This window comes from Longimicrobium sp. (assembly GCA_036387335.1).
Classification (GTDB): domain Bacteria; phylum Gemmatimonadota; class Gemmatimonadetes; order Longimicrobiales; family Longimicrobiaceae; genus Longimicrobium.
This window is the reverse complement of sequence record DASVTZ010000205.1, coordinates 1-23,078: the sequence shown is the minus strand read 5'-3', so window position 1 is coordinate 23,078 and position 23,078 is coordinate 1. Positions and strand designations below refer to the sequence as shown.

General features: G+C 70.7%; 20 protein-coding genes and 1 rRNA gene. 9 read left to right on the top strand and 12 right to left on the bottom strand.

Annotated elements, in window-relative coordinates:
• Positions 1-75: 75 nt before the first annotated feature.
• The 5 genes from VF647_20860 to tyrS all read right to left on the bottom strand — a co-directional run bounded on the left by VF647_20860 (position 76) and on the right by tyrS (position 7,806).
• Entirely contained in the window at positions 76-660 is a 585-nt protein-coding gene (locus VF647_20860) for a hypothetical protein (protein ID HEX8454544.1), read from the bottom strand.
• Between the two features lie 88 nt (positions 661-748).
• Positions 749-1,288 (bottom strand): 2-amino-4-hydroxy-6-hydroxymethyldihydropteridine diphosphokinase, encoded by a 540-nt coding sequence (folK, locus tag VF647_20855; protein HEX8454543.1) that lies wholly within the window; start codon positions 1,286-1,288, stop codon positions 749-751.
• A 169-nt stretch (positions 1,289-1,457) separates the two neighbouring features.
• Positions 1,458-3,029 (bottom strand): hypothetical protein, encoded by a 1,572-nt coding sequence (locus VF647_20850; GenBank protein HEX8454542.1) that lies wholly within the window; start codon positions 3,027-3,029, stop codon positions 1,458-1,460.
• 8 nt (positions 3,030-3,037) lie between these two features.
• Entirely contained in the window at positions 3,038-6,163 is a 3,126-nt protein-coding gene (locus VF647_20845; GenBank protein ID HEX8454541.1) for a SusC/RagA family TonB-linked outer membrane protein, read from the bottom strand.
• A gap of 401 nt (positions 6,164-6,564) precedes the next feature.
• Positions 6,565-7,806: a tyrosine--tRNA ligase gene (tyrS, locus tag VF647_20840; protein ID HEX8454540.1), complete on the bottom strand. Its 1,242-nt coding sequence runs from the start codon at positions 7,804-7,806 to the stop codon at positions 6,565-6,567.
• Between the two features lie 91 nt (positions 7,807-7,897).
• Between tyrS and VF647_20835 the strand changes: the two genes are divergently transcribed.
• Positions 7,898-8,113, top strand: coding sequence for a DUF3343 domain-containing protein (locus VF647_20835; protein ID HEX8454539.1), 216 nt, complete (start codon positions 7,898-7,900; stop codon positions 8,111-8,113).
• Here the strand turns inward: VF647_20835 and VF647_20830 are convergent.
• Positions 8,075-9,589, bottom strand: coding sequence for a trehalose-6-phosphate synthase (locus VF647_20830; GenBank protein ID HEX8454538.1), 1,515 nt, complete (start codon positions 9,587-9,589; stop codon positions 8,075-8,077). The genes VF647_20835 and VF647_20830 overlap by 39 nt on opposite strands.
• Positions 9,590-10,119: 530 nt before the next feature.
• On the opposite strand from VF647_20830, the gene VF647_20825 reads away from it, so the two are divergent.
• The 7 genes from VF647_20825 (at position 10,120) to thiE (ending at position 16,824) form a co-directional block, all read left to right on the top strand.
• Complete coding sequence (locus tag VF647_20825; GenBank protein HEX8454537.1) at positions 10,120-10,515, top strand: response regulator; 396 nt, start codon at positions 10,120-10,122, stop codon at positions 10,513-10,515.
• Complete coding sequence (locus VF647_20820) at positions 10,512-11,498, top strand: diguanylate cyclase (protein HEX8454536.1); 987 nt, start codon at positions 10,512-10,514, stop codon at positions 11,496-11,498. Before VF647_20825 ends, VF647_20820 begins: the two co-directional genes overlap by 4 nt.
• Entirely contained in the window at positions 11,495-13,696 is a 2,202-nt protein-coding gene (gene ligA, locus VF647_20815) for an NAD-dependent DNA ligase LigA (GenBank protein ID HEX8454535.1), read from the top strand. Before VF647_20820 ends, ligA begins: the two co-directional genes overlap by 4 nt.
• 26 nt (positions 13,697-13,722) lie before the next feature.
• On the top strand, positions 13,723-14,259 hold the full coding sequence (locus VF647_20810) for a hypothetical protein (GenBank protein ID HEX8454534.1): 537 nt from the start codon (positions 13,723-13,725) through the stop codon (positions 14,257-14,259).
• A gap of 467 nt (positions 14,260-14,726) precedes the next feature.
• Positions 14,727-15,176: a Holliday junction resolvase RuvX gene (gene ruvX, locus VF647_20805; protein HEX8454533.1), complete on the top strand. Its 450-nt coding sequence runs from the start codon at positions 14,727-14,729 to the stop codon at positions 15,174-15,176.
• Positions 15,173-16,180 carry an endolytic transglycosylase MltG gene (gene mltG / locus VF647_20800; GenBank protein ID HEX8454532.1) on the top strand — a complete coding sequence of 336 codons (1,008 nt, stop codon included), beginning with the start codon at positions 15,173-15,175 and terminating at the stop codon, positions 16,178-16,180. The genes ruvX and mltG overlap by 4 nt, the downstream gene beginning before the upstream one ends.
• Positions 16,177-16,824: a thiamine phosphate synthase gene (gene thiE / locus VF647_20795; protein ID HEX8454531.1), complete on the top strand. Its 648-nt coding sequence runs from the start codon at positions 16,177-16,179 to the stop codon at positions 16,822-16,824. The genes mltG and thiE overlap by 4 nt, the downstream gene beginning before the upstream one ends.
• A gap of 278 nt (positions 16,825-17,102) precedes the next feature.
• Here the strand turns inward: thiE and VF647_20790 are convergent, their stop codons facing one another.
• Positions 17,103-18,533, bottom strand: coding sequence for a sigma-54 dependent transcriptional regulator (locus tag VF647_20790; GenBank protein HEX8454530.1), 1,431 nt, complete (start codon positions 18,531-18,533; stop codon positions 17,103-17,105).
• Positions 18,534-18,778: 245 nt separating this feature from the next.
• Between VF647_20790 and VF647_20785 the strand changes: the two genes are divergently transcribed.
• Positions 18,779-19,894, top strand: coding sequence for a sensor domain-containing diguanylate cyclase (locus VF647_20785; protein HEX8454529.1), 1,116 nt, complete (start codon positions 18,779-18,781; stop codon positions 19,892-19,894).
• A 27-nt stretch (positions 19,895-19,921) separates the two neighbouring features.
• On the opposite strand, the gene VF647_20780 is transcribed toward VF647_20785, so the two are convergent.
• The 5 genes from VF647_20780 to rrf all read right to left on the bottom strand — a co-directional run bounded on the left by VF647_20780 (position 19,922) and on the right by rrf (position 23,078).
• The gene (locus tag VF647_20780; GenBank protein HEX8454528.1) at positions 19,922-20,569 is read right to left on the bottom strand and encodes a hypothetical protein; all 648 of its coding nucleotides are present in this window, start codon (positions 20,567-20,569) and stop codon (positions 19,922-19,924) included.
• A gap of 11 nt (positions 20,570-20,580) precedes the next feature.
• Positions 20,581-21,030 carry a hypothetical protein gene (locus tag VF647_20775; protein ID HEX8454527.1) on the bottom strand — a complete coding sequence of 150 codons (450 nt, stop codon included), beginning with the start codon at positions 21,028-21,030 and terminating at the stop codon, positions 20,581-20,583.
• Complete coding sequence (locus VF647_20770) at positions 21,027-21,614, bottom strand: RNA polymerase sigma factor (GenBank protein HEX8454526.1); 588 nt, start codon at positions 21,612-21,614, stop codon at positions 21,027-21,029. The genes VF647_20775 and VF647_20770 overlap by 4 nt, the downstream gene beginning before the upstream one ends.
• Before the next feature lie 28 nt (positions 21,615-21,642).
• Positions 21,643-22,647, bottom strand: coding sequence for a S41 family peptidase (locus VF647_20765; protein ID HEX8454525.1), 1,005 nt, complete (start codon positions 22,645-22,647; stop codon positions 21,643-21,645).
• A 314-nt stretch (positions 22,648-22,961) separates the two neighbouring features.
• Positions 22,962-23,078, bottom strand: a 5S ribosomal RNA gene (gene rrf / locus VF647_20760).

Sequence of the window (23,078 nt, the reverse complement as noted above, 5' to 3'; positions counted from 1 at the left end):
GTGCCGTGCGGGAGGGGGAGCGCGCGCACCCCCTCTCGACCGGCACCCACCGAGCAACCTTCGCGCCGCGGCACGTCAGCCGCGGGGGGGCACTCCCGCCAGGCGCATCTTGGCCGCGTTGGCGACCGCCTCCTCCAGAACGCCGGTGCTGGCGCAGCTCACCGCGACGGACGAAACGGCGCGCTGGGCCGCGTCGCCGGAGACTTCCGTCTCCAGCACGGAAGCGCCGGCCCCCGTCTCGCGCACCCGCGACACCACCGAGATCCGCACGTTGTAGCGGTCCGCGAGCGCCGAGCCCATGGGGTCGGTGCCGCAGTTGAGGTAGCGCGACACGCGGACCTCGCCCAGCCGCCCGCGGTTCACCTGCAGCCCCGGGTTGCCGATCACCATCAGCGTGCTGTCGTACACCGCCAGGTCCAGCGCCAGGTCCTGGTACGCGCCCGGAAGCACCCCCCACAGCGTCTTGGCGTTCGCGGCGATCGGCGTGGTCCGCTTCTGGATGGTGTTGGCGGTCTCCAGGTTGATGGAGGTCTCCCCGCTCCCCGTCCCGTAGCTGACGCTGGTGGTCCGCCGGTCGACGGAGGTGGTGGTCCCGGGATCGCCCGTGGTCGCGCAGGCGGTGGCGGTGGTCACGGCCAGGAAAAGGGCAAAAACACGCATTCGGCCTCCAAGAGAGGTAAGGGGATCTCTGCGGGTCCATCCAGCGGATGGAGGGGTGCGGCGCCGCGCGCCGCGGGAGACTGTCTGCTCAGCCGTTCATGTCGTCCGCGCCGCCGGGGAGCAGCGGCCCCAGCCGGCGGACGGAGCCCGCGTCGGGAAGGGCGGCAAGGAGCTCGCGCGCGCTTCGGTGGAGCACCGGGTGGCGCCACTCCGGCGCCGCCTCGGCCAGCGGCACCAGCACGAAGGCCCGCCGCGCGATCTCCGGGTGCGGCAGCACCAGCTCGGGATCGTTGCGCACCTCGCCGGCGAAGTCGAGCAGGTCCAGGTCGATCGTCCGGGGCCCGTACCGCTCCGCGCGCACGCGGCCCAGCTCCAGCTCCACCCGCAGCAGCCGCCGGAGCAGCTCGTGCGCGGTGCCGCCCGCCTCCAGCACGCAGACGGCGTTGGAGAAGTCGGGCTGCGGCGGCCCGCCCACCGGCGCGGTGCGATAGAGGGAAGACACCCGCACCACCTTCGCGTGCCCCGCCAGGCTGCGCACCGCCGCGCGCAGCTGGCCCGGAGCGTCTCCCAGGTTGGCGCCGAGCCCCACGATCGCGCGCGCGGCGCCCTCGGCCGACATCCTGCTCATCCAGCTTCCGGGTGGACGGCGCCGGGGCCGCGGCCCCGTACTCCTTCTTCACGATACATCCTTGCGGGGCGGGTGCAAAGAGGGGCCCGCCCGCAACGTAAAAAGAAAAGGGAGGACGCCGGCTTCGGCGCCCTCCCTTTCTCCTCAGCCCATCACGACCCGCGCGAGCTTACGCCTCGTTCGTGAGGCAAGCAGTCGGATCGTACTCCTGGTTGTTCTCTTCACGCTGCGGGAGCGGGAAGTTCACGTCGTCCCCGTAGAACGAGCCCGCGGTACGGTAGTACGGGCCGGTCGGGAACACCTGCGCCTGCGTGTAGCCATAGTCGCGGATCATCCGGCGCAGGTCGCCCTGGCGGTGTCCGGTGTTGAACAGCCAGAACGCACGCTCGCGGAACAGCAGACGCAGGCGAGCGTCACGGGCCGCGGCCGGCGTCGCGGCGCCGATCCCCGGGTCCGTCAGCGGCGCAAGCGTCGTGGCGAACATCCGGCGGCGGTTGTCCGTTACGTTGGCCGCCGTGGACGGGTACAGCGTCGCGATGCGGGCAGTCGCGTTCGCGCGCAGGTTGTTCATGAACGTCAGGTAGCCCGCCACGTCACCCGTGCGCAGCGCCGCCTCGGCCTGAATCAGGCGAGCCTCCACGCCCGACGCAACCGGCACGTCGTCCGGGAACTGCGCGAACCGCAGGTCCACGTGCTTCGGGAGGGTGGTGGTGAACGCCGGACCGCCGAACGCCCAGTACACGCGCGGATCCATCGCGCCGCGGTAGTTCAGCCCTTCCGCGTTCGGAGCCGTCACGCGTGCGGTCGCCGAGTCGCGCGGGCCGGGAGGGTTGGCGCCCGGGTTGTTCGTGCGCAGGAAGAAGTTGTGCGGCGGAATCGCGATGCCGGACGAGTCCGCGCCTTCCAGGTTCGACACACCGTAGCGGCCGCCCTGCTGCAGCGACGCGATCGGGTTGTACTGCGTCGACTGGTTGGACGAGTGCTCCAGGAAGAACACGTACGCGTCCGGCACGCCCGCCACCGTCGACGCCGCGAGGGCGATGTTCGCGTCGCCGCCCCGCCCGAGCAGCGCCCGCGCCTTGCCGATGCGCGCGAGGTTGTCGTTCGGGCTGCGCGCCAGCGCATCGTTGAACCGCACGATCGCCGAGTCCAGCGTGGCCGCCGTGGTGAAGCCGGGGCCCGACGTCACCGTCGACGGATCCAGCGGACCCGACTCCGGCACGTTGCCGAAGGGAAGGTTGCCGCACCAGCCCTCGGCCAGGGTGACGTACGTCATCCCCTCGATCGCCCGCATGCGGGCGAAGGTGCCCGCGCTGTCCGGGAACACCCGGTTCACCGTCGCGGCGGCACGGCGCGCGGCCACCCGGGCAAGCTGCAGCCGGGCGTACGCGGCGTCCGACGTGTTCCCCGCGAGCGGCGCCTGCATCTCGCGCTGGTCCACGGCCTGGCGGGTGGTGAACGTGTCACCGTGGTACATCTCGTCCGTCAGGTTGCCCGAGGAGCTGAGGAACGAGTCGTCGCCCAGCCCGCTGTACCCGCCGGTGAACTGCCGGATGGCGCCCGCCACCAGGAACTGCACCGACTGCGGGTTGTCCACCTGCTCCGGGGTCACGCGCGCCGGATCCGGAGCGTCCAGGATCTCGTCGAGGTCGCAGGCAGCCAGCGGAAGGGCGACCGCCCCCACCGCAAGGAGCCGGGGAAGGGGCCGAAGCCCCTTCCGGAAGTTGAAGTTGTTTCGCATTGGCATCCTTAGAAGGTGAGGTCGACGCGCGCGCTGAACGTGCGCACCGGCGGCTGCGTGTTGAACTCACCCTGGGTGAAGTTGCTACCGCCCGCCTCGTTGCCCTCCGGGTCGAGCCCGGTGTAGTTCGTCCAGGTGCGAAGGTTACGGCCCGAGAGCGTAAGGCTGGCCCCGCGAAGGAACGGCAGGTTCCGGCCGAGGGCCTCCGGCGTGCCGAGGCGCACCGAGAGCTCGCGCCACTTCAGGAAGTCCGCGTCCTCCACGTACCCTTCACGCGTGCGGCTCGACGCCGGGATCAGGTTGGCCGCCACGTAGCGGGCCTGGTCGTCCAGCGAAGCCATCGTGTCGGCCACGGCCGCGCAGGTGCCCAGGCGCGGATCGGCCTGCGCACAGCGGAAGTACTCGGTGTAGTTGACGACCTTGTTGCCCGCGCGGCGCTCGAACAGCGTGGAGATCGTCACGTTCTTGAACAGCGTCAGGTCGGCCGAGAGCGACTGCGAGTTCGTGGGGAGCTGCGGCCCCAGGTACTGCAGCGCCACCGTGTCCAGCTTGCCCGTGATCGCGTTGCGCTCGGTCACGTTGAACGCGGACGTGTCCACGAACACCTCGGTCCGCGAGATCCGGCCGTCGCGGTTGATGTCCTCGTAGCGGTACGGAATCTGGAAGAAGCCGCCCACCGAGTAACCCTCGCGGTGCGCCTGCTCGCCGCGGTTGATCAGGATGGGGGCGATCCCCGCACCCAGCTCCTCGATCTTGTTCCGCAGCGTCGTCGCCGAAAGGCGCATGTTGAGGCGCGAGTTCGCGCGGTCCAGGATCAGCGCGTTCAGGCCGAGCTCCGTGCCCCAGTTGCGCACGCTGCCCAGGTTCTCGAACACGCTGCCGCCCACGCCCAGCGAAGCGGCCAGCGGGCGCGCCACGAGCGCGTCCGTCGAGCGCTTGGTGAAGTAGGTGAAGTCAGCGGAAAGGCGGTCCTCGAAGAAGCCCAGGTCGGCGCCCGCCTCGTACTCACGGGTGCGCTCCGGACGCAGGTTCGCGTTGCCGGTCTGGTTGATGACCGCGGCGAGCACGTCCGTCCCGCCGATCTGCACCGGCGTGCTGGAGAAGAACGTCTCCGCCTGGCCGAACGTCGGGCGGAGGCCCGACTCGCCGTACGCCGCGCGGAAGCGCAGGTTGCTCAGGAAGCCCAGCTCCGGGAAGAACGGCTCTTCGCTCACCACCCACGAGATGTTCGCCGCCGGGTAGAGGATGAAGTCGCTGATCAGCCCGCTGTTCTGGTCGCCGCGGATGCTGGCGGCAACGAACAGCCGGTCGCGGAACGCGAACTCCTGGCGCGCGAACGCACCGAAGATCTTGTCGTTCGTGAGCGTCTCGCTCACGCTGAAGAGCTGCGTGGTGGCGCTGCACGAAGCCGTGCCGGCCAGCGACCCTTCACCGTAGCAGGTGGTGCCCTCGAAGCGCTGCTGCTGGTAGCTGGTGCCCACCGTGGTGGTGGCGGTCAGCGCCGACGACAGGTCGAAGTTGCCCACGCCCGTCAGGTTGGCCGTGTACTGGTAGTTGTTGTAGCGCTGCGACGAGCGGTAGCCGCGGCCGTAGCTCGGGCTGATCGCCGCGAACGTCGCGTCCGGACCGAAGTTCTCGTGGTCGTAGCGGGTGTAGAAGTCCAGCCCCGTGTTGGCGTTCACCGACAGCCACGAGAGCGGGCGGTAGTTGCCGTTGGCGCCCACGATGAAGCGGTCCAGGTCCTGCTTGGTGGTCAGCTGCGTCACGTCGGCCGTGTTCAGGCCGAAGCGCGTGCCCGGGCGGCTGCCCGGCCCGCCGACCGCCTGGTTCTGCAGGTTGGCGGTGTACACCGCCGGCCCCAGCAGGCCGCCGATCAGGGGGCTGAACGACGAGTTGTCGCCCTGGTTGAACGACGCCTGGCTCTGGATGTAGCCGGCGTTCACCTGCACCGTCAGGTCCGGGCGGACCTGCGCGTTCAGGTTCGCGCGAAGGTTGTTGCGGCCGAGCGTGTTCACGCTGATCACGCCCTGCTCGTCGTCACGGTCCACCGACAGGTAGTACGTCACGGCCTGGGTTCCGCCGGACACGTTCACGCCCGTCTTCAGGCGGTTGCCGGTGTCGAACGGCCGGGTGCGCGGGTCGAGCAGCGAGTTGAACCGGAACGCCTGGTCCTGGCGGCACAGGCCGCGCGCGCGCGACTCGTTGGCGCAGAAGGTGTAGGCCGCCGAGTTGAGCAGGCCGGTCGTGTCGTTGTAGACGGGAACGGCGCCGTTCACCACCTGCACGGCGGTGTACGTGGCCGGGTAGTCCGTCTCGTCCTTGATGCGCCCGCCCTCGACGTAGCCGCGCCACGTCGTCTTGCCGGCACGCCCGCGGCGGGTGGTGATCAGCAGCACGCCGTTGGCGGCCGCCGTCCCGTACAGCGCGGAGGCGGCGGGCCCCTTCAGGACTTCGACGTTCTCGATGTCCTCGGGGTTGAGGTCGTTCAGGCGGCTCGGCGACTGGCCGCCGAAGCCGATGCCGCCGCGTCCGTTGCTCGCGAGCACGCCGTCAACGTAGATCAGCGGCTCGTTGGAGAGCGACAGCGAGTTGGCGCCGCGGATGCGGATGCGCTGGGCGGTGCCGGTGGTGCCGGAGGTGCCCTGCAGCGTCACGCCCGAGGTACGGCCGGTGAGCACCTGCGCGACGTTGGTGATGGGGCCGCGGTTGAGGTCGGCCACGCCGATGCTGGTGATGTTGGTGCCGGCCTCGCGGCGGCGCTCGGCCTGGCCGGTCACCGCGTTCACCACCACGCCTTCGAGCGCCACGGCCGAGGCCGCCAGCGAGAAGTTCTGGGTGGTGGTCTGGCCGGCGGTCACCGTGACCGAGCGGCTGCCCGCGGCGCGGCCGATGACGCTCACGGTGAGCGTGTACGAGCCGGGCTCCACGGCGGTGATCCGATAACGGCCGGCGGCGTCCGTCACCGTCTGCCGCGCCGTTCCGCCGATGCGAACCTGTGCACCGCTGATCGCGGCGCCGTTCTCCGCCGCCGTCACCTGCCCGGTCACCTCACCACGACCCTGGGCTTGCGCCAGGGTGGGGAGGGTGACCAGCGCGAGCAGCAGCGACGCGCAAAGCGTACGAAGCTTACCCATGTGTATCCTCCTGATCGTTTTCTCCTGCGGCCACCCTGACCCAAGTGTCCGGGCGGCCCGCCCGCGTACTCACCTGCCCGACCCCGCGCGCACACCTCCTGTCAAAAGAGTGGGAACGGGACCCGCAAATGCCCTGCACCTGCAACCGCGACCTGCCTCCCGGCGGGTGGGGGTCCTCTTTCGAGCGGACGTTCGTATGACCGAAGCCGAGCGTGAAAGGGTTCCTGCCGGGAGTCCTGCAAGCTTTGTATGATCCAGATTACTGTTACGTTAGCGCCGTATCAGATTTCCGTCAATCGCCCACACGCAATTTGCGTGACGCTCGTGCAGTATGCGACACAAACGTTTTGCCACGGACGCGCAAAGCAAACGGATTGTTGAACTTGCGCGCGCCCTGCCGGTCAGCTCCAGCGCACCCGGGCGAAGTGGCGCTTCCCCTTCTGCAACACCACCTCCCCCCTGGCTGCTACGCGGGCATCGCGGGGCGTCACCTTTTCGCCGTCCACCTGGACCGCGCCCTGCTCGATCTGGCGCTGCGCGTCCGCGTTGGAGGAGGCGAGCCCCACCCTCACCAGGAGACGAGACAGCGAGACCTGGCCGTCCTGCACCGCGAGCGAGGGCTCATCAGCGGCCACCTCGTGCAGTGGGATGTCTTCCGGCACTTCGCGGCGCCTGAAGACCTGGTCGAACCGGTCGGAAGCGGCGCGCCCCGCTTCGGCGCCGTGGTACAGCTCCACGATTCGCGCCGCGAGGGCGCGCTTGGAGGTGTACGGGTTCTCCCTGACCCCCGCCAGCGCCCGCTCCAGCTCCACGGAGGGGAGCCCCGCCGCCAGCCGCCACCACTCCTCCAGCAGCGTGTCCGGTATGGAAAGCGTGCGGCCGTACTGCTTGTCCGCGTCGTCGGCGATCCCCACGTAGTTGTCGTAGCTCTTCGACATCTTGTGGACCCCGTCCGTCCCTCGCAGCAGCGGCATCAGGAGGCAGACCTGCGCTTCCTGCCCGTACCGCTCCTGGAGGTCGCGCGCAACCAGCAGGTTGAACTTCTGGTCGGACCCGCCCAACTCCACGTCGGCCCGCAGCGCCACCGAGTCGTACCCCTGCATCAGCGGGTACATGAACTCCACCACCGAGATGGGCCGCCCCTCGTTGAAGCGCTTGCTGAAGTCGTCGCGCTCCAGCATCCTCGCCACCGTGTACTTGGCGGTCAGCTCCAGCAGGTCCTTGAGCCGCAGCGGGCGGAGCCAGCTCGAGTTGTACTCGATGCGCGTCCGCTCCGGGTCCAGCACGCGGTGCACCTGCTCGGCGTAGGTGAGGCCGTTCTCGCGGACCTCTTCCTCGGTCAGGGGCGGGCGCTGGTCGTTGCGCCCCGTGGGGTCGCCGATGAGGGCGGTGTAGTCGCCCATCACGAACACCACGTCGTGCCCTAACTCTTGAAACGTTCGAAGCTTGCGTAATGAGACAGCGTGCCCGATGTGGAGGTCCGGCCGGGTGGGATCGAAGCCCTGCTTCACCACCATGGGCTTCCCCTCGCGCACCGAGCGCTCCACCTTGCGCGCCAGCTCGCTTTCGGGAACGATCTCCAGCGTGTCGCGCCGGATCTCGTCCATCTGCTCGTTGGCCGGGGCGAACCGGTGGGTGGACATGGGTGGCCGGGTCAGACGCGGTTGATCGGTTGGAATGGAGCCCGTCAGTGTAGCCGGTGCCGTGCGGCGCGCGCAACCCCAGGGGGAACATATGGCGAACGATTCCGTCTTCACCTTCGACACCACGCACCACGCGCTCTGGGCCGAGGAGGTCGCCGGGGAGGCGGGGATCCCGGTGGAGGTGATCCCCGCGCCGCCCGCCGCGCAGGCGCGCTGCAGCCTGGCGCTCGCCACCCAGCCGGGGGACGTGCCGTGGCTGGCGGAGGAGCTACGCGCCGGGGGCGTCCCTTTCGCCCTCTTCGGCTGACGCCTCCCCCGCGTGGGCGCTCCACGCGGTGAAGTACGACTCCATCCAGTCGTAGATCGACGCCATCCCCTCCTGCATCGGCCGCATCGCCCGCTCGCGCTCCTCGCGCGGAAGAAGGAGCGCGTCGCGGATCTGGAGCGCGCACGCCTCGGGATCGTACGGGTTCACCAGCACGGCGCCCTCCATTTCCTCCGCCGCGCCGGCGAAGCGGGAAAGGACGAGCACCCCGCGCGTGTCGGTCTGGCTGGCGACGAACTCCTTGGCCACCAGGTTCATCCCATCCTGCAGCGACGAGACGATGCACACGTCGGCCATGCGGTAGAGCACCGCCAGCCGTTCCGGCGGCAGCGACTGCTTGAGGAGGTGCACGGGTCGCCACTCCGCGGTGCCGAACCGTTCGTTGATCCGCCACACCTGCTGGTCCACCTTCTGGCTCAGCTCGTCGTACGCCGCGATGTCGCTGCGCGAGGGTACGGCCACCTGCACGAAGGTGAAGCGCCCGCGCAGCTCGGGGTAGCGGTCCCAGAGGAGCTCCAGCGCCTTGAGCTTCTCGGGGATCCCCTTGGAGTAGTCCATCCGGTCGACCCCCACCCCCACCATCCCGCCGCCGGGCGCGTAGCGGGCACGCAGCCGCTCCATCGCCGCCTCGGCGCCGGGCGCGGTTGCCGCCGCGCGGAACTGCTCCACGTCGATGGAGATGGGGAAGGCGCCCACGTGGCAGGTGTGCCCCTCGAGGGTGGCGGTGCGCGCCTCCATGTCCACCGTGGCACCGGCCAGCTCCGCGGCGCAGCGCAGGAAGTTGTCCGCGAAGCCCGACAGGTGGAATCCCATGAGGTCGTTGGCCAGCATCCCGCGCAGGAGGAAGCCGGCCTGGGGCGCCAGGCGGAAGACGTCGTACGGGGGAAAGGGGATGTGCCAGAAGTGGGCGAGCGCCAGCCCCGGCCGCCGCGCCCTCACCAGGAGCGGCGCGAGCGCCAGGTGGTAGTCCTGGAACCAGACCACCGCGTCGTTGCCGCTCACCTCCTCCAGCACCGCCTCGGCGAAGCGGCGGTTTACGCGGCGGTAGCGCTCCCAGTAGCGCGAGCGGACGCGGGTGAGGTCGGGGCGCAGGTGGCAGATGGGCCACAGGAACTGGTTGCTGAAGCCCAGATAGTAGCGGTTGACGTCGTGGTGGGTGAGCCAGATGCGGCGGAGGGTGTACCCCGGGTCTTCGGGGGGCACGCGCACGCGCTGACCGGCGTCCACCGCCTGGGCGTCCGCCTCGCCGCTCCCCCACGCCACCCACGTCCCGCCCAGCGCCTGCATCAGCGGGTCGAGCGCCGAGGTCAGGCCGCCGGCGGGCCGGCCGACCTCCATTTCGCCTACCTCCTCCGACCAGCGGTGCTCGTACGGCTCGCGGTTGGAGACCACCACCAGCCGCCGCCCCCCGAACAGGGTGCGGAAGAGCGGGCCCAGGGCGTCGGGGGAGATGGACATGGGGCCGGGCGAGCGGCAACGGGCGTGCCAGGGTAGGGGTGCGTGAGTGCGTGAGTGCGTGAGTGCGTGAGTGCGTGAGTGCGTGAGTGCGTGAGTGCGTGAGTGCGGGAACGGGGACGCAGTGTTTTGCGTGCGGGGGCATGGGGCGGCGCGCGGGCGGACACGGGCAGCCACGCGGGGCGGCCCCTACGGGTTTGGGTGCGAAGAGGCGGGCGTCGGAGGTGCGGCGAGGGCGGGCAGACACGCAGGTCTGCCCCTACGGGTGTCGGTGCGCGGGGCGGGCGTTGGGGTGCGGGAGAGGGTGGGCGCGATGAATCGCGCCCCTACCGGATCGGTGCGAGCGAGGGCGGATGCGCGCGCCCGCCCCTCCCCCAGGTTGTTTTGGGGGAGGGGCCGCGAGGAACGAGCGGGGGAGGGGGCCCGCGGGCACTTGTGTCGGGTTGCGGCACGCGCGCGGCGGCGTATACATTATCCACTCCCCGCGTTGGCGCGCCGCGCGGGGCGGCGAATCACACCAGGAGGCTCTCGGCATGGCCGACTCCAGCAAGACGGTGCTCCTCGTGGAGGACAACGAGGACAACCGGACGGTCTACCGTACCATCCTCGAACACTTCGGCTACCGGGTGATCGAGGCACGCAATGGCGAAGACGGTGTGCGGATGGCCCGAGAGGACCATCCCGACCTGATCCTGATGGACATCTCCATCCCCCTCATCGACGGGTGGGAGGCTACGCGGATCCTCAAGGGCGATCCGGCGACCTCCACCATCCCCATCATCGCGCTCACCGCGCACGCGCTCGCCACCGACCGCGCCAAGGCGCAGGAAGTGGGGTGCGACGGGTACCTGGCCAAGCCCTGCGAGCCGCGGCGCGTGGTGGCCGAGGTGGAGCGCTTCATCGGCGCCGGGCGCGAGGCCAACGCTTGAGCGAGCCGCCGATCGGGGCGGGTGATCCGGAGCGCACGCGCATCCTGGTGGTCGACGACGTCCCGGACAACGTCGACATCCTGGATGCGCGCCTTTCGTCGCGCGGGTACATCGTCGTAACCGCCACCAACGGGCAGGAAGCGCTGGACCGGGTGCACGGCGAGGCGCCGCACCTCATCCTGTGCGACGTGATGATGCCCGTGATCGATGGCTTCGAGGTGTCGCGCCGCATCAAGAACGACGCTTCCCTTCCCTTCATCCCCATCATCCTGGTGACCGCCAAGGACACGGCGGAAGACATCGTGGAGGGGCTGGAGGCGGGGGCGGACGACTACATCAGCAAGCCGTACAACTTCAAGGAGCTGGAGGCGCGGGTGCGCGCCATGCTCCGCATCAAGCGGCTGCAGGACGAGCTCGACCAGAAGAACCGCGAGCTGGAGGACGCCAACAAGCGCCTCCGCAAGCTTTCGATCACCGACGGGCTCACGGGGCTCTTCAACCACCGCCACGTGCACGAGCTGCTGCGCGACGAGTGGGAGCGCTCGCTGCGCGGGGGCGAGCCGGTCGGGGTCGCCATGCTGGACCTGGACCGCTTCAAGAGCATCAACGACACGTACGGCCACCCCACGGGCGACGTGGTGCTGTACGAGACCGCGCGCATTATCCGCGAGGCCGCGCGCGAGATCGACATGGTGGGCCGGTACGGCGGCGAGGAGTTCATCGCCATCCTCCCCAACACGGACGAGGAAGCCGCCGCCACCTTCGCGGAGCGGGTGCGCACCGAGGTGGAGGCGCACCTCTTCCGCGACGAGTCAAACGAGATCAAGATGACCGTTTCCTGCGGCGTCGCCTCGGCGCCGCGTGATGGGGTGGACTCGCCGGAGGGGCTGCTGAAGCAGGCGGACGAGGCGCTCTACCTCGCCAAGACCAGCGGCCGCAACCGCGTGATCCGCTCGTCGGAGATTCCCGCCGCCTCGGAATGACCTCGCCCGTTCCGCCGGAGGCCGCCGCGCGCGCCGCCGAGCTCCGCGAACAGATCGAGCAAGCCAACCACGAGTACTACGCCCTGGACGCTCCCACGCTGAGCGACCAGGCGTGGGACCGGCTCTTTCACGAGCTGAAGCGTCTGGAGGAGGAGCACCCCGCCCTCCGCACGCCCGACTCCCCCACGCAGCGCGTGGGCGCCGAGCCGGCCAGCCGCCTGGAGAAGACGGCGCACCTGGCCCCCATGCTCTCGCTGGACAACGCCTTCTCCCCCGAGGAGCTGCGCGCCTGGGAGCAGCGCAACGCCCGCATGGCCGCCGAGGTCACCACGGCCGGCTACGACGTGGAGCCCAAGATCGACGGGCTGGCGATCGCGCTGACGTACGAGGACGGGGTGCTGGTGCGGGGCGCCACGCGCGGCAACGGCACCATCGGCGAGGACGTCACCCGCAACCTGCGCACGATCCGCGAGATCCCGCTTCGGCTGCGGCACGGCGGCGTCGCGATTCCCCCGCGGATGGAGGTGCGGGGCGAGGTGTACATGCCGCTCGGCGGCTTCGCGGCGATGAACGTGCGCCGCGCCGCCGAGGGGCAGGCCACCTTCGCCAACCCGCGCAACGCCGCGGCCGGCGCCGTCCGACAGCTCGACCCTGGCGTCACCGCCACGCGCCCGCTCCGCTTCTTCGCCTACGCCGTCCAGCTCGACCCGCGCTCCGCCGAGCGCCTTCCGGTAGACACGCAAACCGAGCTGCTGGACGCGCTGCGCGGGTGGGGGCTCCCGGTGAACCCGCTCACCGAGCATCGCGACGACCTGGACGGCGTGCTGGAGTACGTGGCGAAGTTCGAGACCACGCGCGGAACGCTGGACTACGAGGTGGACGGCGTGGTGGTGAAGGTGGAGCCGTTCCGCCTGCACGAGGAGCTGGGCGTGGTGGGCGGACGCGAGCCGCGCTGGGCGACGGCGTACAAGTACGCGCCCGACCTGGCCGAGACGACGCTCAACTCCATCGAGATCAACGTCGGCCGCACGGGCGCGCTCAACCCGTACGCCGTGCTGGAGCCGGTGGAGATCGGCGGCGTCGTGGTGAAGCTCGCCACGCTGCACAACGAGGAAGACATCCAGCGCAAGGACCTCCGCGCCGGCGACCGCGTGATCGTGAAGCGCGCCGGCGAGGTGATCCCCCAGGTGGTGGCCGCCGTCGTGACTGAGGGGCAGGCGCGCGGCGAGCCGTACAGGCTCCCCGACCACTGCCCCGCCTGCGGCACCCCGGTGGAGCGGCCGGAGGACGAGGCGATGGTGTACTGCCCCAATTCCGCCTGCCCGGCGCGGATCTACTGGGGCCTCGTTCACTTCGTCACGCGCTCCGCGATGGACATCCGCGGGCTGGGCGAGGAGCGCATCCGCCTCTTCCTGGAGCAGGGCCTCATCCGCGACGTGGCGGACGTGTACACGCTGACGCCCGAGCAGCTGCTGGCGCTGGAGGGCTTCAAGGAGAAGTCCGCGCAGAACCTGCTGGACGGGATCGCGGAGTCGAAAACGCGCGGTCTGGCGCGCGTCCTCTTCGGCCTGGGCGTCCGCCACGTGGGGCAGCACGCGGCCGAGCTGCTGGCGCGCCACTTCGGCGACATCGACCGCATCCTGGGCGCTTCGGTGGACGAGATGGTGGCGGTGCACGGCATCGGTCGCACGACCGCGGAGGCGCTGCACGGCTGGGCGCAGCACGAGTCGAATCTCGAGCTCGTGCGGAAGCTGAGGGATGCCGGCGTGGTGCTGACCGAGGAACGCGGCGAGGCACTGACCGGCGAGTTCACCGGCTACACCTTCGTCATCACGGGAACGCTTCCCACGCTCACCCGCGACGAGGCCACGGAGTTCATCGAGAGCCGCGGCGGGCGCGTGACGGGGAGCGTGACCAAAAAGACGAGCTTCGTGGTGGTGGGCGCCGACGCCGGCTCCAAAGCCACGAAGGCGCAGGAGCTGAACATCCCGCAGATCGACGAGGCGCGTCTCCTCGCGCTTCCCGAGGAGCTCGCCGCCGCCGCCGTGGCCAGGGCCGAAGCCGCCGCCGCCGATGCCGAATCAGCGGAAGCCTCCGCGGCCGCCGGTCTGCTCGAGCCCGTCAAGCCGAAGCGCGCAAAGAAGGCGAAGGCCGTTCCGGCGGAGGAGCCCGCCGAGGACGCACAGACCGAAGGCTGAAGTCCACCCGCCACACGCGACCTGCCATGAACGCCACCGCCCGCTTCGTGCACGTCCCCGCCGAGCTGTTCTCGTCCGTGCGGCGGGCCCTGGTCCGCGACCGCGAGCCGCTGGAAGCCGTCACGCTGCTGCGCGAGGTCGGCTTCGATCTGGGCGGCGCGGTGGACTCGGGGCTGCGCGAGCACGTGTCGCACGCCGGCGGCGGCGCGGACCCGTACGCGCTGGACCCCGAGCGCTTCTGGCAGACGGCTAGCGCGTACTTCGAGCGCCTGGGCTGGGGCCGCGTGGAGCACCGGCGCATACACCCCGGCGTGGGCGCGCTGGACCTGGTGGAGTGGATCGAGAACGGCGCGGACGGCGGCCCGCAGGGCTCGCACATCTCCACCGGCATCTTCACCGACCTGCTGGGGCGCATCGCGGGCGGCGCCGTGGTGGTGATGGAGGTGCCGATGGGCGGCGGCCTCACGCGCCTCCTCTTCGGCGCCGGCGAGACGCTTGGCGCAGTCTACCAGTCGCTCAGCACCGGCGCCTCCCTCGACGACGCCCTCGCCCGCCTCGGCTGATCCGACAGGACGGGGATCGCGCACGGCCCGCCACCCGGCGGGCCGTGCGTGTTTTCGGTGCGCGGTGTAGTTTGGAACGGAAGTGCGTGAGTGCGTGAGTGCGTGGGTGCGTGAGTGCGTGAGTGCGTGAGTGCGTGAGTGCGTGAGTGCGCCCCCACCCTTTGTCATCCTGAGGGAGCCGCCCACCGGGACTCCGCCGTGCCACCATACTTGCGCGGCGACCGAAGGATCTAGCCGGCGAAACAGGAGGCCTGCGTTCACCCACGGGTCTCTCGCCACGCACAGTAGATCCTTCGCTACGCGCCAAAGGATAGCGTGAAGGCTGGATCGGTGCGGCGCGTCGCTCAGGATGACAAGAAGGGGGGGCCCGTCGGCGCTTACGGACGCACGGACGGACGGCCAGCATCCAAACGCACTAACGCACTAACGCACTCATCCACCACCCTTTCTCCCGCACCGCCGCCACCATGCCCCGCACCCTTGCCCTGGACTACGGCGAGCGCCGCATCGGGGTCGCGGTCTCCGATCCGACGCGGACGATCGCGACCCTGCTTCCCACGCTGCAAAGGCGCATGGGGAAGAGGCCGCCGTGGTCCGAGATCCAGCGGATCATCGCGGAGCGCGAGGTGGACGAGGCGGTGATCGGGCTGCCGCTGGAGCTGAGCGGCGAGGAGAGCGCGTGGACGGCCGAGGTGCGCGCGTTCGGCGCGGAACTGGAGCGTCGCACCCAGCTTCCCGTGCACTGGATGGACGAGCGGATGACCTCCATCATCGCCGAGCGAAACGTGCGCGGCAGCGGACTCAAGAAGAGCCAGCGCGAGGAGAAGGGGCGCATCGACGCCGAAGCCGCCGCGCTGATCCTGGAAGGCTTCCTCACCCTCCGCCGCAACCAGGCGGCCCAGCAGCCCGAACCGTGACGCACGCACCCATCCGCCACTGCGCGGCCTTCCTCGCCCTGATCCTGCTCGCGGCCTGCGGAGGCGGCGGACCGTCCGGCCCGCCGATTCGCTTCACCGTCCCGGCCGGCAGCGGGCTCTCCGTCGTGGCGGATACGCTGGAGGCGCGGCAGATCGTCAAGTCTGCGGGCAGGTTCAAGCTGTACGCGCGGAGCAAGCGCGCCGCGGCGCGCATTCAGCCTGGCGTCTACGAGGTGCGGCGCGGCACCGAGTGGGCCGAGATCCTCCGTAAGCTGACCACCGGCGACGTGGTCAAGACGCGCATCGTGATCCCCGAGGGATGGACGGTGATGCAGGTCGCGCCGCGCCTGGCCAAGGCCGCCGGCATCCCCGCGGACAGCGCGCTGAACCTACTCTCGATCGACGAGGCGGCGAAGCGGCGCAAGGTTCCCGGGCCCACGCTGGAGGGCTACCTCTACCCCGCCACCTACGTCTTCCCCCTCGGCACCTCCGTGGACCGCATGGTGGACGCGATGGTCGGCCGGTACCGCCGCGTGTGGACCCCCGCCATGCGTGCCCGCGCGCAGGCGCTGCAGATGGACGAGCGGCAGGTGGTGACGCTGGCCTCCATCGTGGAGCGCGAGGCAAAGGTGTGGGGCGAGCGTCCCACCATCGCCGCCGTGTACCACAACCGGCTGCGGGTCGGGATGCGGCTCCAGGCCGACCCGACGGTGCAGTACGCGCTCGGCGGCAACCGCGCGCGGCTGCTGTACCGCGACATCGACGCCGTCAAGGACAACCCGTACAACACCTACACCCACGCCGGCCTTCCGCCGGGCCCCATCGCCTCCCCCAGCGCGGGCGCCATCCAGGCGACGCTCAACCCGGCGCCGGGCGATTTCCTGTACTTCGTTGCGCGTCCCAACGGCACGCACGTGTTCACGCGCTCGCTCGCCGAGCACAACGCCGCCAAGCGCGCATCCCAGGCCGAGGCCCGCGCCCGTACCGCCGCCCCGGCCCGATGAGCGCGCTCGCCGCGCGCCTGGGGCTGATCGTCGTCACGGACCCCGCCGTCCCCGCCGGGCGCACGCTGGTGGACGTGGTGCGCGCGGCACTTCGTGGCGGCGCGCCCGCGGTGCAGCTGCGCGCCAAGGACGCCTCCGCCCGCGATGCCGCCCTCCTCGCCCGCGAGCTCCTAGTGGAGACGCGCGCCGCCGGGGCCCTCCTCTTCGTCAACGACCGCGTCGACGTCGCCCTTGCCGTCGGCGCCGACGGCGCGCACCTGGGCGACGAAGACCTCCCGCTGGCCGCCGCGCGCCGCATCGTTCCCCCCGGCTTCCTGCTGGGGATGTCGGCCGACAGCGTGGAGCTCGCCCTCCAGGCCGAGCGCGACGGGGCCGATTACCTGGGCGTGGGGCCGGTGTACGGCACGGCCAGCAAGGCCGACGCAGGCTCGCCCATCGGCACCGCCCGCATTGCGGAGGTGGCCGCCGCCGTCCGCATCCCCATCGTCGGCATCGGCGGCATCCACGCGCGCAACGCGGCCCCGGTGGTGCATGCGGGGGCCGCGGGCGTGGCCGTCATCAGCGCGGTGATGCACGCGAATGATGCGGAGGCGGCGGCGCGGGCGTTGATGGAGGCGGTGAAGGGGCAGGATGGTTGGCGCTAGTGGAGCCGGCGGTTGAAACCGCTGCAACAACCGCGGGAAACCTGCCTTCGCAGGTTCGGGGGGCGGGCACCGGCGCGGAACCGGGGGATGAATCCCCCGGCTGGAACAACGCGAAGACGGCTGAAGCCGTCTCGTGAAGCGCGGATCTCGCCCGCGAGTCCGCGCAGGCGGACTTTGTGCTTTTGTTGCAGCGAGTTCACTCGCCCGACCAGGGGCCTGTGCAAAAAGGGGTGGACACCCAGCCGGTGTCCACCCCTTTTCATCCCCACACTCAGACCCTACTCCCGAACGCGGCTCTCCAGGTTGTACTTCGAGAGCATGCGGTGGATCGTCTTGCGGTCGATGCCGGCGGTGCGGGCGGCTTGGGAGATGTTGCCGTTGTGGCGCTTGAGAAGGTCCTGAAGGTACTCCTTTTCGAAAACCGTGATGGCGTCCGTCTTGGCGTCGTGGAACGGCTGGTCCGCGTTGAAGATGTTCATCGGCCGCACCCCGCCCGCCCCGCCCCCGCCCCGCTGCGTCAGCTCCTCCGGCATCTCTTCCAGGCCGATCTCCTGGCCGGGGAGGCACATCGAGACGATGCGCTCCACCACGTTCTGCAGCTCGCGCACGTTGCCCGGGAAGTCGTACTCGGACAGCTCCCGCAGCGCCTCGGCGGAGAAGCGCAGGTTGTCGCGGTCGTACTCCTGCGCGAAGCGGCGGAGGAAGTGTTGCGCAAGCGCGGGGATGTCCTCCTTGCGCTGGCGCAGCGCGGGGAGGCGGATGGGGACGACGTTGAGGCGGTAGAGGAGGTCCTGGCGCAGCGCGCCGTCGCGCACCGCCTGGTCCGGATCGCGGTTGGTAGCGGAGACCCAGCGGACGTCGATGGAGATCTCGCTCTCGCCACCCACGCGGCGGATGCGGCGCTCCTGGATCACCCGGAGGAGCTTGGCCTGCAGCTCCATGCTCATCTCCGAGATCTCGTCCATGAAGAACGTCCCACCGCTTGCCACCTCCAGCAGCCCGCGCCGCTGCACGTCCGCTCCGGTGAAGGCGCCCTTTTCGTGGCCGAAGAGCTCCGATTCCAGCAGGTGGTCCGGAAGGGCCGCGCAGTTGATGGCCATGAACGGCCGCGCCGAGCGCCGGCTGTTCGTGTGGATGGCCCGCGCGATCAGCTCCTTCCCCGTCCCGCTCTCGCCCGAGATGAAGACGCTGGCATCCGTCGGCGCCACGCGGCTGACCACGGAGAAGACCTTCTGGATGGCCTCGCTGGTGCCGACGATGTTGTCGAAGCTGTAGTGGCGCTTGAGCTGGTCGCGGAGCTGCGCGTTGTCGCGCACCAGGCGCACCTGCTGCGCCGCGCGCCCGATGAGGATGCGCAGCTGCGTGGCCGTGAACGGCTTGGGGATGTAGTCGTACGCGCCCGCCCGGATCGCCTCCACGCTCGAATCGACCGTCGCGAAGCCGGTGATCATCACCACGAGCGTCTCGGGGGCGAGCTTCTTGATCTCCTTGAGGAGCGCGAGCCCGTCCATGTCCGGGAGCATCAGGTCCGTCAGCACCACGTCCGGGTGGTGGCGCCGAACGACCTCCAGCGCGTTGCGGCCGCGGCCCTCGCTGTAGACGGCGTACCCCTCGCTGGACAGGATCTGGCCGCAGCTCTTGACCAGCAGCTCCTCGTCATCGACGATCAGCACGCTGACGGGAAGAGCGTTGTCGGGAGTGTCGCTCATCGGAAAAAGCGGGGGGAGTGCGTGGGCGGAGCGGGAGCGAAGCCGGACAATTATGTTTGCGGTGGTAGCAGTATACGCGCCCCGCGCCTCCCAGGCAACGCCACAGCCCCCCGCTCGTGCGGCCCCGTGCGGCTCTCGCGCAAAAGGCGCGCTGTGCACATCATTAACGCGACCCTCCGCTGCCATCACTTCCGCGGCCCCCTCCACAGCCTGCGTGTGCCCGCCGTGCTCCCCTGCCCCGCCCCATGACCGAAGTCCGGTCCGACACGTCCCACGCGCCGCAGGTGGAGGCCGCGCACAACGCCCCCGCGCTGGGGATCCACGCGCTGGCGGGACGCGAGCTGGAGCGCTTCCTCCAGCGCCAGAAGGCGGGGAGCCGCTTCCTGGAGATCGACCTCGAGGCGGAGCTCGGGCAGATCCTGGAGCGTGCTTGCGCGCTGGTGCCATCGGAGTGCGGCGCCGTCTTCCTGGACGATCCGCTGCGCAAGGTGGAGGACCGCGCCGCCAACGACCTGTTCGTGGTGGCCGCGTTCGGCGCGGACGCGGAGACGCTCCCCGGGCGGCCGGCGGGGGCGGAGTCGCCGGTGGGGGAGGTGTACCGGTCAGGGCGCCCGCACCTCTCCGGCGGCGCGGGGGAGGCGGAGTCCGTGGTCGCGGTTCCCATCACCATCGGGAGCACGGTGTGCGGAGTGATCGAGCTGGCGAACCGGGACGGGGGCTGCCCCTTTTCGCCGCACGACCTGGCGGTACTGGAGATCTTCGCGGGCTACACCTCGTCCACGCTGCAGAACGCGCTCGACGCCAAGCGCGCCAACGAGCTCGCCAAGCGCGACGACCTGAGCGGGCTGTACAACGACCGCTGGATGCACGTGCGGATCGGCGAGATGATCGCGGAAACCGACGAGGAGGGGGGCGAGTGCGTCCTGGTCTTCATGGACCTGGACCACTTCAAGGGCGTCAACGACAGCTACGGCCACCTGGCCGGGAGCCGCGTCCTGCGGGAGATCGGCTTCCTCCTGCGCCGCGTGGTGGACTGGGAGAGCGCCATCCTCTGCCGCTACGGGGGCGACGAGTTCGTGATCGGCCTCCCCTCCACCACGCTCGCGGAGGGGACGGAGGTGGCCGAGCGTGTCCGCGCCGCCATCGCCGAGGCGACGTACCTGGACCGCGAGTACGGGCCGGACCTTCCGCCGCTCTTCCTGCGCGGCGCGATCACGGCGTCGCTGGGCGTGGCGGCGTACCACGCGGGCGACTGGGGCGGCACGGTGCACGACCGCGAATCGATCCTCCTGCGCCACGCCGACTCCGCCATGTACGCGGCGAAGGCGCAGGGAAAGGACCGCGTGGCCGCCGCGCCGTAACCCGGCTCCGGACGCGGAGCGCGCCCGCTACGGTTGCGGCGCGTTCGCCCCGAGCGTAGGCTGAACCGCCAGGATCAGCCCCCCGCCACCGGTTCGTCTCTGCACGCCGATCAGCATGGTTTTACCCGGCGTGGCGTTGATGATCGTGCTCAGCGCGTCCCCTCCCGATTCGAAGTCGACCTGGATGGTGAGGCCCGCCTGTGCCCCCGCCGCGGTGCCGGCGCGTACCGTGCCGGACAGGCGCACGACGCCCTGTTGGTATCGAAAGGGAACGCCCTCGAGCGCCGTCACCAGCAGCTCGTTCTGCAGGCGGTAGCCGCGGTAGCGGAACATGTCACGCAGCGGCGCCTCCACCCGAGCGATCGCCGAGTCGCCCCCTTCGAAGTCGCCCGCCTCGATCACCTGGAAGCGGAGCGTCACCACCGCCGGCACGCCATCGTAGCGCTTGAGCAGCGCGGTGATGCTGTCCAGCCGGTCGGGCGACTCGCGAACGGTCAGCAGCCGCCCCTTGCCGCTGATGAACCCGCCCTCACGCACGTACGGCGTTACCAGCGTCTCGGCTTCCGAATAGTCCAGGCGGTGCAGCTCGTACGTGCGCACGGCCATCCCCCGCCGGCTGTCGCACGCCGCGGCCAGCAGGATGGCGGCGAGCACCAGAATCGCTTTCAGCTTCATCATCATCCCCTTTAGTAGAACCAGACCACCGTTACACCGGGATCGTTCGTCTCCAGCACGGCCACGCCGCGCCCATCTACCGACCGCGCCACGGGGGCGGGGGCAAAGAGCACCCGCGCGATGCGCTCGGCCGTCACGCCGGGTGGCTCCTCCGCGGGCGCCGGGCGCCGCGCCAGCATCACCGCCGCCATCCCGGCGGCGAGCGCCAGTGGGGCCGCCCAGCGCCACGCCCGCGCCGGACGGAGGCGGAGGACAGCGGTGCGGCTGGGCTCCGCCGGCCGCGCCAGTTCGGCAAGGGCATGGTCCAGCTCCGCCATTCCGGCCACGATCGCCGCCGCGCGCCGGCGGCACTCCTCGCATCCCGCGAGGTGGTCCGCCATAGGTGAGCCTCCCGCGGTCCGCAGCTCGGCCAGGTCAGCCTCCAGCATCCAGCTGCGCGCTTGCTCGCAGTCGTTCGTCATCGGTCGTCGGCCAGGGTTGGATGCGCCGCCAGGATCCGCTCGCGGATGGCGCGCCGGGCGCGCAGCAGGTGCACGCGCGCGGTGGGGGGCTCGATGTCGAGCATCTCGGCCGCCTCCGTCGGGGTGAAGCCCTGCAGGTCCACCAGATCCAGCATCTCGCGCTGGCGTCCCGGGAGCTCGGCCAAAAAGGCGCGCACCAGCTCCGCCGCCCGCCGGTTCTCCATCGCGTCGATGCGGTCCGCCGTGCCGGCCCGCGGCTCGCCCGCCACGGCGAGCTCGTCCAGCGCCTGGCAGTGCCGCGACTGGCCTCGCGCCCACTCCACCGCGGCGTTGGCGGTCAGGCGGTACAGCCAGGTGGTGAAGCGCGAGCGCCCTTCGAAGCCACGCAAGCCCCGGTGCATGCGGATGACCACCGCCTGCGCCACATCCTCGGCATCGTCCGCGTCGCCGGTGCGGGCGAGGGCCCAGCGGCGCACCTGGGCGCGCACGGCCGTCGCCAGCTCCGCGAACGCGCCCTCGTCGCCGGCGCGCGCGCGCTGCACCATCCGGTCGACGGCGTCGGCGCCGGGCGCGGGCTCGGTCACGCCCGCTGCGGCCGCGAGGACGGTGCGCTCACCGGGGCGTGGCCGCGCTGGCGGTCCGCGCATCGTCGGCGCGCAGCATCTCCAGCGCCTCGCGCCAGCGCGGCGCGCGCGGAGACGATGCGTTGTCGGCCATCAGCCGCTGCAGCGCGGCGCGGTGTGCCGCCTTCTTGGCGCCGACGGCGGCGACCGACAGGTCCGGGCGCACACCGGTTCCTTCCCAGTTGCCATGCGTCACCGCGTTCTCCACGCGCGCCGTGGGCACCATCACCCCGAAGTGGGACCCGAGCATGACCCACCCGCCCGGGTTGGCGCCTCCCCGTGTCTGCTCGCCCACGACCACGCCGCGGCCGAGCGCCTGCAGGTCGTACGCGAACCCCTCCGCGGCAGAGAAGGTGCGCCCGCTGACCAGCAGGTACACGGGCTTGTCGATGTAGCGCGGCCCCGCCACCTGCGCCGGCGTCCAGATCTGCGCGGTGTCGCCTCCGCGCCGGTGGAGCGTGCTCAGCAGCCTCGGCTGTGCGATGAAGTACGAGGCGAACAGGGCTTCCATCGTCGCGAACCCGCCTCCGTTGTTCCGCAGATCGACGATCAGCGCGTCCGTCTGCGCGAGGAACGACATCGCCGTGGCGAGCGCGGCGCCCGCCAGCGCCGGGTTGTCGAAGCGCCCGATCTCCAGGTAGCCGACGTTGCCGTCGAGCCGTTCGAGCGCATGAAGCCCGAAGTTGCGCCACTGCGCGTTCTCCAGGTCGCGCGCCGAGTCGGCGGCGGTGAGTCCGGCATCGGGGGCCGCCGTGCGCGGGGCGACGCTGAACTGCACCCGCATGTGCTTGTCGCCTGTCGCGCGGCGCAGGTCGGCGGTGAGCGTGTCCGTCAGCGCCGAAGCGGTCTCGAGCCGCCGGTAGCGCCCGGCGCGCACCCCCTGCCGCATCTCCCTCGCGGCGGCGGCGCCCGTGTCAGGGAACACGTACCCGGTGTCCACCGCAAGCGCCGCGGCAAGCGCCACCGAGTCGCGCGTGGCCGGCGCCACCGGCATGTCTTGCCGCTCCTGCGCGCTCGCTGGATTGAAAAAGGAGAGTGCTGCGGCTAGAGCAAGTGCGGGGATGCGGAGTGTGGAGGAGAACATGATCGCTCGCGGTGCAGGGGGCCGAACCAACGTGAACAGCCCTGAGACGAGAGCTGAGCCCGTTGCGTTTACCTGCAGGGCCTCACACAGAGCCACAGAGGGGGCACGGAAAGAACAGGAAGAGGTTTTCCTCTTGCGGTTCCCTCTGTGTTCTCTGTGTGAGGCTATTTCCAAAACAGAAGCCCCCCGACGCTCGTGCTGAGCATCGGGGGGCTTGATGTGCAGGCCGGCGGCGCCGTACTCTCCCACCGGGTGGCCCCGGCAGTACCATCCGCGCGAGTGGGGCTTAACTTCCGAGTTCGGGATGGGATCGGGTGATCCCCCACGCCATGGCCACCGGC